Below are 4,987 nucleotides of genomic sequence, written 5' to 3'. Positions count from 1 at the left end.
CCAACCATATATCTGCAACTTTATTTATATCTGCTTTTTGTAATTCTCTAATCATAATGATTGATCTCCTATAAACTCAAATTATACAACAAGGCCTGATTTCTCAGCCCTTGTTCATCAATGAATATGCATACTTTAATACTTTAGTCCCATCCATACGCCCATAATCTTCCATTGGTATGACACCGACAGGAATGTGTTTTACTGCCATTTTTTCTTTAATTCTTTTTTCCATATAGCGAATTTGAGGACCAATTAAAATAACATCAATAGACTCTTCATTTACTTTTTGATCTACTTTCGATACAGGAATCGCAAAAATCTTATCTTTTTTTGATACTTCCTGCATTTTCGTTACTAAAAGACTTGTACTCATGCCTGCAGCACAAGCTAACAGAATTACTTTTTGTTCCATATTAACGATTAATTGAACGAGCCATCATAGATACGGTATGACGTACTCCTCTTACAGCTTTACTAATAGCCATGATATTTTCTACTGGAGCCACTCCACCATATCCTGCATCTCCAATATGCTGAATATCAACACCACAAATCTTATTCATAATCGCAATATCCTTAATTGTATCTGTATCAGATCCTTCTTGACTCGTTCCAATCGCAGAAAGAACTAAACCACCACAAGAATGCACTTCTTTACATACTGCCTTTAAATCATCCATATCAAATCCTGGAACGGTTCCAACAGCAGGAACTAAGATAACATCTGCCCCTGCCTTCACAAAGCGTTTTGCGATTTCAAGATCTGCCACTGGCTCATCCGATCCAGCACCATGCATTTTTCCTGCAATGATCAATCCGGAGAAATTTTCTTTTGTGAATGAGATTGCCTTTTCAATTTGTTCATTTGTCACGCCCGTACCTGGATTTCCAGTAAGACATACAAAATCAAAACCAACTTCATCTAATCTTTTGACTGTTTCCAAATTTAATTGACGACCCTTCGCAATATCCAAACGATCTTCTAACATTTCAGCTTCTAAATCAACCGGTTCTAAGTTCACCCCAATTGGGCGTCCTACTAAACGATGTAGTTCATCTACAAAGTTATCTTTATTATGTTCTAAGCCAAAAATATATGGATTTAATACATCTAAACAATTCAACAAAATCATATCCGACCCAAAAGCTCTGGCAATCTCTGCATTTGTGATATCCCCAATAAAACTTTCTCTAGGCGCTACATTTTCAGACAAGATGACACGCCCCTCACTTGCCTTAATACTTTGTTTCAATTCTTGTGCATTCATACTTAAAATTTCGGATGCATTTGCGCTAATTAATCTTTTCATTACTTACTCCTCAAAATTTCTGTGACATTTTGCCACGCATTCTTACTCTTTTGTTCTGTACAACCCTTATAAGCCCCTAAATACGGTGTAAAACCAAGTCTTGAATATAACTTGATAGCTCCATAACTTTGCGATTGGGTTGCCAAATACAATGGATACTTACTTGGAATTGTATCGTACATCATACAAAGTTTTGTAAGCATGGCCTGCGCAATCTTTTTATGTTGAGCTGATAAACTTACCGCCACATAATGTACGCGAAGTCTACTTTCTTCAAAATCATTTCCAAACCAAAGTCCTGCACTGCCAACTAGTTCATTATTTTCATTTGCGACAAACAAGAAATGTTTAGAAAAGAAATCCTTATCTCTTGTAAGCATACTATCCCATTTCTTTCTTGCCTCTTCTAGATTTTCAAATAAACAAACCTGGGTTTGTAGCTTGCACCAAGCTTCTTTTAATGATTCATCAAATTCAACATAATGAAATTCTTGATTTAATTCGATTTCTTTACGAATGGTCTTGCGTGCCATGACCATCAATACTTTTTCATAAGGTATACTTGTATCTAATACTGTCATATAATTCTCCATTTCCTAAAATTAGTATAACATAATCTTTCACGCTTTAAATGTTATAACATTTACTTGACTTCTCTTTTTTTACGTTCTAGAATGAAACCGTAAAAGAGAGGTAATCAATTATGAACAAAACACAACTCGCAAATTATTTTGACCACACATTCTTAAAACCATATGCCACTGAAGCTGATCTAACTAAATTATGTAATGAGGCAAAAGAAATCGGTGCCGCTATGGTTGCGATAAATACAACTTGGACTCGTTTTTGTAAAGAACAATTAAAAGGAACAAACGTACATGTAGGAGCTGCCATCAGCTTTCCTTTAGGACAAGCTGGCCTAGCATCTAAAATTGCCGAAACAAAGATTGCGATTGAAGATGGAGCTGACGAAATCGATTATGTCATTGATATTGGGCAAGCTAAAATGCACCACTGGGACTACATTAAAGAAGAAATGGAAAGTATTGTTTCTGCTTGTAGAGAACATAACGTCATTTCAAAAGTTATCTTTGAAAATTGTTATTTAGAAAAAGATGAAATCAAACAAGTTGCTTTAATTGCCAAAGAAGTAAAACCAGACTTCATCAAAACAAGCACAGGCTTTGGGACTGGTGGAGCCACTTTAGAAGATGTTCAATTAATGGTTGAAACTGTCGAAGGACAAGTGAAAGTTAAAGCGGCTGGAGGCATTCGTGATTGGAAAACATGTAAAGCCATGATTGATGCAGGTGCACAAAGAATTGGAACAAGCTCATCCCTAAAAATCTTAGAAGAATTTGAAGCCGAGGCAAAATAACATGAAACCATTTTTATTAGAACCCATTCATGATTACACAATATGGGGAACCAACCACATCTCTAAAGCTAGAGGCATCGATGAAGACTATGGAACTTGGTGGGAAGTCAGTGCCCACCCTTATTGTTCAAACAAAATTATTGGAACTAATAAAACATTAATGAAAATGATTCAAGAAAATCCGGATGAAGTATTAGGTAAAGGCTTTACGCTTCACGAAACATTACGATTGGCTTATCTAGACACAAAGGATGCATTAAGCATTCAAGTTCATCCTGAAGATGATTACGCCCTAGAACACTCCAATGATTACGGAAAATATGAAAGTTGGTATATTCTAGATGCCAAACCAGGCGCGACTCTAGTTGCCGGAACAACAATCAATGATGCAGATGAAATTAAAAATGCCTTAATGAACAATGATGTTGAAAAATATTTAAACAAAGTAAAAGTTCATAAAGGAGACTACATCATCATTCCTAGTGGTATGCTTCATGCCTTGGGAAAAGACATCTTAGCTTTAGAAGTAGGTACAAACTCGAACACAACCTATCGTTTCTATGACTACAACCGTAAAGGAAAAGATGGAAAAACGCGTCCTTTACATGTCAAAGAATCTTTTGATGTCACAAACTTCAATTTAAAACCTACTTTTGTTCCACAAAAACAGGAAACACACCGAATTGGAGACTGTCCTAATTTTACTGTAGATGAAGTTTATGCTGATTCTGATATGGATCTAACTTGTGATGAACATTACATGATTCTATCCAATATTGATTCAGATTGTACAATCGTATGGAACAATGAAGAAATTGTATTACCACAATATGATAGTCTATTTGTACCATTCGCATCCAAAAAAATCACAATCAAACAAGGAGCACACCTATTAGTGTCAAATCCTAGAAAGGACTAATTTATGAAAACCATTTTAGTTACCGGAGCCAATGGCTATATCGCAAGCTTAGTAAGAGCGTATCAAAAAGATAACTTTAACTGGATCTGCATGACAAGAAAGGATGCAGACCTTACAAATCCTGAAGACGTAAAAAAATTTGTAGCTTCTCAAGATTTTGACGTTTGTTTTCACACTGCTGCCAATGCAACTACAGCCTTCTGTAATGAACATCCAGATTTAGTTCATAAAATCAATGTAGAAAGTACACAAGCGATCATTGATTGTTGTAAAGAAAAAGGTGCTAAATTGATTTTTTGTTCAACCGAACAAGCCTTCAATGGAAAAGAAAATCGTGGTCCTTTTAAAGAAGACGAACCATTAAGTGCTGTGACTGTATATGGACAAAATAAAATCGAATGCGAAGAGTTGATTCAACAACAATTGGATGATGCGATCATCTTACGCTTTACATGGATGATGGGGCTAAGCTATCCAGGCATCAAGGCAAGTCCAAGCATCATTAAAAATGTCATGAATGCGCTAATCAGCCATACTCCTACATTATTTACTGTGAATGAAAAACGTGGTATGACATATGCCAAGCATTTGGCAACCCAATTTGATAAAATCACAAAACTTGAACCAGGCATTTATCATGTAGCATCAAAGAACACTATGACCACATATGAATCCGCAAAATATGTGGCTAAAGCCTTAGGTGCAAGTGATGAACTGATTGAAGAAATCATTTTACCAAACAACGAACGCTACCAAGATCGATTCAGAGATTATCGTTTAGATAGTGAAAAACTAGAAAGTCTTGGGATACATTTCGCAACATTTGAAGAAGATGTAAATGAAATTCTAATGGATTTTGGATGGAAGAAAAGTTAAAATAGCTTGTAGGAGGCTATTTATGACTATACTTGAGGAAAACGTTAAAAAATATTACCAAAGCGGATATAACTGTTCAGAAACACTACTTCATGCCTGCAATGAAACATATCAATTAGATATTTCAGAAGAAGACATGAAAATGATGGCTGGATTTGGTGGCGGCATGTTTATTGGAAGTACATGCGGTGCATTAATCGGATCGATTGCTGCCCTATCAAAAATGGTATGCAGGACAAAAGCACATGAAATGTTACCTGAATTAAGACCATTGATTCAAAAACATACACGTAACTTTAAAGAACTATTAGGCAGTTTAGATTGCGCACACATCAAACCTGTACATCATAGTACGGATCCAAACATCAAATGTATGAACACTTGTTTATTAGCGGCAAAAGCTCTAGAAAAAACAATAGAGGAAGAACACCTATTATAGGATTCTTCGGGTAACCAAAATCATTTAGGGTTTTAGCGCAATCATTTGGGGTCTAGTTCGGG

The 4,987-nt window shown here is 35.7% G+C and carries 7 protein-coding genes; 4 read left to right on the top strand and 3 right to left on the bottom strand.

Translation table 11 applies throughout. The features are described 5' to 3' along the window. Positions 1 to 103: 103 nt before the first annotated feature. Genes LJE08_RS12650 through LJE08_RS12640 form a run of 3 tightly spaced genes read right to left on the bottom strand, consistent with a single transcriptional unit; the run spans position 104 to position 1,894 of the window. Positions 104 to 415, bottom strand: coding sequence for a PTS sugar transporter subunit IIB (locus LJE08_RS12650; protein ID WP_117925817.1), 312 nt, complete (start codon positions 413 to 415; stop codon positions 104 to 106). A gap of 1 nt (position 416) precedes the next feature. Next, complete coding sequence (locus LJE08_RS12645) at positions 417 to 1,313, bottom strand: haloacid dehalogenase-like hydrolase (protein ID WP_117925815.1); 897 nt, start codon at positions 1,311 to 1,313, stop codon at positions 417 to 419. Then, a complete protein-coding gene (locus LJE08_RS12640; RefSeq protein WP_117925813.1) occupies positions 1,313 to 1,894 on the bottom strand; it encodes a GNAT family N-acetyltransferase in 582 nt (193 codons plus the stop codon). Before LJE08_RS12640 ends, LJE08_RS12645 begins: the two co-directional genes overlap by 1 nt. 122 nt (positions 1,895 to 2,016) lie before the next feature. On the opposite strand from LJE08_RS12640, the gene deoC reads away from it, so the two are divergent. Genes deoC through LJE08_RS12620 form a run of 4 tightly spaced genes read left to right on the top strand, consistent with a single transcriptional unit; the run spans position 2,017 to position 4,925 of the window. Then, complete coding sequence (deoC, locus tag LJE08_RS12635) at positions 2,017 to 2,691, top strand: deoxyribose-phosphate aldolase (RefSeq protein ID WP_186999710.1); 675 nt, start codon at positions 2,017 to 2,019, stop codon at positions 2,689 to 2,691. A gap of 1 nt (position 2,692) precedes the next feature. Further along, positions 2,693 to 3,610: a type I phosphomannose isomerase catalytic subunit gene (locus LJE08_RS12630; RefSeq protein ID WP_217256778.1), complete on the top strand. Its 918-nt coding sequence runs from the start codon at positions 2,693 to 2,695 to the stop codon at positions 3,608 to 3,610. 3 nt (positions 3,611 to 3,613) lie between these two features. After that, complete coding sequence (locus LJE08_RS12625) at positions 3,614 to 4,486, top strand: sugar nucleotide-binding protein (protein ID WP_227403410.1); 873 nt, start codon at positions 3,614 to 3,616, stop codon at positions 4,484 to 4,486. 22 nt (positions 4,487 to 4,508) lie between these two features. Continuing rightward, positions 4,509 to 4,925 (top strand): C-GCAxxG-C-C family (seleno)protein, encoded by a 417-nt coding sequence (locus LJE08_RS12620; protein ID WP_227403409.1) that lies wholly within the window; start codon positions 4,509 to 4,511, stop codon positions 4,923 to 4,925. The last annotated feature ends 62 nt before the right edge of the window (positions 4,926 to 4,987 follow it).

Source organism: Holdemanella sp. DFI.5.55 (assembly GCF_020593575.1).
Classification (GTDB): domain Bacteria; phylum Bacillota_I; class Bacilli_A; order Erysipelotrichales; family Erysipelotrichaceae; genus Holdemanella; species Holdemanella hominis.
Note: the sequence above shows the minus strand (reverse complement) of the source record. Positions and strands in the feature narration are given on the sequence as shown.

What these genes read in the sequence shown, in the direction of transcription:
- LJE08_RS12650 (WP_117925817.1), bottom strand. Translation starts at nt 415, where the DNA reads ATGGAACAAAAAGTAATTCTGTTAGCTTGTGCTGCAGGCATGAGTACA.
- LJE08_RS12645 (WP_117925815.1), bottom strand. Translation starts at nt 1,313, where the DNA reads ATGAAAAGATTAATTAGCGCAAATGCATCCGAAATTTTAAGTATGAAT.
- LJE08_RS12640 (WP_117925813.1), bottom strand. Translation starts at nt 1,894, where the DNA reads ATGACAGTATTAGATACAAGTATACCTTATGAAAAAGTATTGATGGTC.
- deoC (WP_186999710.1), top strand. Translation starts at nt 2,017, where the DNA reads ATGAACAAAACACAACTCGCAAATTATTTTGACCACACATTCTTAAAA.
- LJE08_RS12630 (WP_217256778.1), top strand. Translation starts at nt 2,693, where the DNA reads ATGAAACCATTTTTATTAGAACCCATTCATGATTACACAATATGGGGA.
- LJE08_RS12625 (WP_227403410.1), top strand. Translation starts at nt 3,614, where the DNA reads ATGAAAACCATTTTAGTTACCGGAGCCAATGGCTATATCGCAAGCTTA.
- LJE08_RS12620 (WP_227403409.1), top strand. Translation starts at nt 4,509, where the DNA reads ATGACTATACTTGAGGAAAACGTTAAAAAATATTACCAAAGCGGATAT.